Origin of the sequence: Streptomyces sp. MA5143a, assembly GCF_900290235.1 — a bacterium.
GTDB lineage: Bacteria > Actinomycetota > Actinomycetes > Streptomycetales > Streptomycetaceae > Streptomyces.
Window position 1 is genome coordinate 1 of record NZ_OLMK01000059.1, and the last position, 4,015, is coordinate 4,015.

Genomic DNA, 4,015 nt, shown 5'->3' on the forward strand with positions numbered 1-4,015 from the left:
GGTGTGCTGGATCTGGAGGACGCGGCGAAGCTGGTGGCCGCGCGTGCCCGGTTGATGCAGGCTCTGCCGGCCGGTGGCGCCATGATCACCACGACGGCTCCGGCTGGGACGGTCAGGGGGTTGCTGACCGCGCGCACCGCCGTCGCCGCGTACAACAGCCCCGCCAACACGGTGGTCTCCGGGGACGCGAAGGAGATCGCGGCGATAGGGGAGGCCCTCACCGAACAGGGCCACCGTGTCCGGGAGCTGACGGTGTCCCATGCCTTCCATTCGCCGTTGATGGACCCGGTCCTGGAGGAGTTCGCGGCCGTCGCCGAGACGGTGACGTACCGTGAGCCGGGCATCCCTGTCGTGCCCGCCGGGGAAGGCGACCCGCTCACGCCGGGCTACTGGGTGCGGCACATCCGTGACTCGGTCCGTTTCGAGCAGGCCGTCCGTGCCCTCGCCGGCCAGGGCGTCACCACGTACCTGGAGCTGGGCCCGGCCCCGCACCTGACCTCGGCCGTCAACGACACCCTCGACACCACGGCCTGCGTCCCCACCCTCCGCGCCGACGTCGCGGAACCGCACGCCCTGTTCACCGCCCTGGGCACCCTCCACACCCGCGGCACCCCCCTGGACTGGTCAGCGCTCCTGCCCGGTGGCAAGCACGTCGACCTGCCCACCTACGCCTTCCAGCACCAGCGCTACTGGCTCGACGCCACCCGCGCCGCCACCGACGCGACCGATCTCGGACTCTCTGCGCCCCAACACCCCCTGCTGCGCGGCAGGCTGGACCTGCCCGGTGCCCAAGGGGTCGTCCTCACCGGACACCTCACCCGTCAGTCGCAGCCGTGGCTGGCGGACCACACCATCGCCGGTACGGTCCTGATGCCGGGGACCGGCTTCGTCGAGCTCGCCCTGTACGCCGCGCAGGAGACCGGAGCGGCGGGCATCGACGAACTCGTCATCGAGGCACCACTGCCGATCCCCGAGCGCGGCGGCCTGCACCTACAGGTCATGATCCAGCCGACGGAAGGCGGCGACGACGGCAGCGGCAGCCGTGCCGTCAGCATCCACTCCCGGCCCGCCGACGCCGACCCCGACGCCGTGTGGACCCGCCACGCGAGCGGCACCCTGACGGCGACCGCTACGCCCGGCGACTTCGACCTCACGGCCTGGCCGCCCGAGGGCGCGGAGCCGCAGCAGGTGGACGGCATCTACGACCGGGTGACCGGCGCGGGCTACGACTACGGCCCCGCCTTCCAGGGCCTGCGCGCGGCGTGGATCCGGGGCGAGGAGACGTTCGCCGAGATCGAGCTGCCCGAGGACCACCGCGAGGCGGCGGCGGAGTACGGGATCCACCCCGCCCTGTTCGATCCCGCGCTGCACGCGATGGCCTTCAGGACGGGTTCGGGTGACGCGCCGGGCCGAACGCTCATGCCGTTCGAGTGGAACGACGTACGGTTGCACGCCACCGGGGCCACACGGCTGCGGGTGCGCATGACGTCCCCGGGCGGCGACCGCGTCACCCTCCAGCTCGCCGACAGCACGGGCGCCCCCGTACTGTCCGTCGAAGCGCTCGCGCTGCTGCCGCTCTCCGACGACCCGGTCCCGGCCGGATCCGCGTCGGACTCCGGCTACCGGCTGACATGGGTCGAACTGCCGACGGAAACGGCCGACGCGTCCCTCGACGCGGTCCGTGTCGCGTCGGTCGACGACATCCGGTCACTGGCAGCGGGCGAGGCTCCCCCGACCGCGCTGTTCGAACTCGCGGCCGGCACCGACGAGCCCGACCCCGCCGCCGTCCAGGTGCTGGCCGCGCACACGCTCGCCGTTCTCCAGGCATGGTTCTCCGAACCCGCCCTCGCCGACACCCACCTCCTCGTCGTCACCCACGGCGCGGTCACCACCGGACCCGACGAGACGGTCACCGACCTCGCCACCGCCGCCGCCTGCGGTCTGATCCGCTCGGCACAGAGCGAGAACCCCGGCCGCATCACGCTGCTCGACACCGACACCCACGGGGAAGCGATCCCGGCAGCCGTACTCACCGCCGAGGAACCCCACCTCGCCCTCCGCGACGGCACCCTCCACGCCCCCCGGCTCACGAAGACCACCGCCGCGCGAGCGGCGGCCCTCCACACCACCGGCACCGTCCTCGTCACGGGTGGCACCGGCTCGCTCGGCCGTCTCCTCGCCCGCCACCTGGTGACCGGGCACGGCGTCCGCGACCTCCTCCTCGTCAGCCGCAGCGGTCCCGACGCCCCCGGAGCCGACGACCTCCACGCCGAACTCACCGCCCTCGGCGCGAACGTCCGCATCGAGTCCTGCGACATCTCCGACCGCCAGGCACTCGCGCGGCTTCTCGACACCATCCCGCGGACCACGCCGCTCAGCGCCGTCGTCCACACGGCCGGAGTGCTCGACGACGGCGTGGTCACCACACTGACCCCCGAGCGGCTGTCGACCGTCCTGCGGCCCAAGGCCGACGCGGCCTGGCACCTGCACGAACTGACCAAGGACCACGACCTCGACGCGTTCGTCCTCTTCTCCTCCCTCGCCGGACTCGTCGGCGGCCCCGGGCAGGGCAACTACGCCGCCGCCAACGCCTACCTCGACGCCCTCGCCCACCGCCGCCGCGTGGCCGGACTGCCCGCCACCTCCCTGATCTGGGGCCTGTGGGAGCAGAGCGGCGGCATGACGGACCACCTGGACGGTGTGAGCACCCAACGCATGTCCCGCGGCGGCATCACCGCGCTCACGCCGGAGGAAGGGCTCACCCTCTTCGACAACGCGCTGGGCAGCGCCGACGCCACGCCCGTCACCACCAGGCTCGACCACGCGGCACTGCGCGCGCAGGCCGGCGAGGGAACGCTGCCCCACCTGTTCAGGGGCCTGGTACGCCGCGCGCGCCAGGCCGGGAACTCCGGCAACGCGGCCACCGGCGCCACGGCCCTCACCGCCCGGCTCCTCGGGCTGGGCGACGACGAGGCCCAAGGGGTCCTGCTCGACTCCGTCCTCGGCGAGGCGGCGACCGTTCTCGGCTACGCCTCGGCCCACGACCTCGACGCCCAGCACGCGTTCACCGACATCGGCTTCGACTCCCTGACCGCGGTGGAGCTCCGCAACCGGCTGACCACCCTCACGGGGATCCGCCTGCCCGCGACCCTTCTCTTCGACTACCCGACGCCGACGACACTCGCCACCCACCTGCGTGTGCGGCTCACCGCCGACGCGGCGACCGGGCCCCGCGCAGCGAAGGCGAGGAACAAGAGGACGACGGGGGTCCCGGTACGGCTGGACGAGCCGATCGCGATCGTCGGCATGGCCTGCCGCCTGCCCGGCGGCGTGACCTCACCGGACGACCTGTGGGAGCTCGTCGCATCGGGACGGGACGGCGTCACACCCTTCCCGGACAACCGAGGCTGGGACCTCGACACCCTCTTCGACTCCGACCCCGACCAGCCGGGCACCACGTACGTCAGCGAAAGCGGGTTCCTCCATCAGGCGCCCGCCTTCGACCCCGTCTTCTTCGGGATCTCGCCGCGCGAGGCGCTGGCGATGGACCCGCAGCAGCGGCTGCTGCTGGAGACCGTGTGGGAGACCTTCGAGGACGCGGGCGTCGACCCCGGCACCGTACGGGGCACGGACGTCGGCGTGTTCGCCGGTCTGATGTACCACGACTACGCGGCGGGCATCCGGCGCATACCGCCGGAGATCGAGGGATTCCTCGGCCTCGGCACCACCGGCAGCGTGCTGTCCGGGCGGGTCGCGTATCTCTTCGGACTCGAAGGCCCCGCCGTCACGGTGGACACCGCGTGCTCGTCGTCCCTCGTCGCCATGCACATGGCTTCGCAGGCCCTGAGGTCGGGGGAGTGCTCGATGGCGCTCGCGGGCGGTGTGACCGTGATGGCGACGCCCGGTGCGTTCACGGAGTTCTCGCGTCAGCGCGGGCTCGCGGCGGACGGCCGCTGCAAGTCCTTCGCCGCCTCGGCGGACGGCACCAGTTGGGCCGAGGGTGTGGGCGTGGTGC

1 protein-coding gene is annotated in these 4,015 nt (G+C 73.0%); it reads left to right on the forward strand.

All coding sequences use genetic code 11. The annotated features are described in order from the left end of the window. A partial coding sequence (locus SMA5143A_RS24175; protein WP_146193944.1) for an SDR family NAD(P)-dependent oxidoreductase occupies window positions 1–4,015 on the forward strand: 4,015 nt, incomplete at both ends.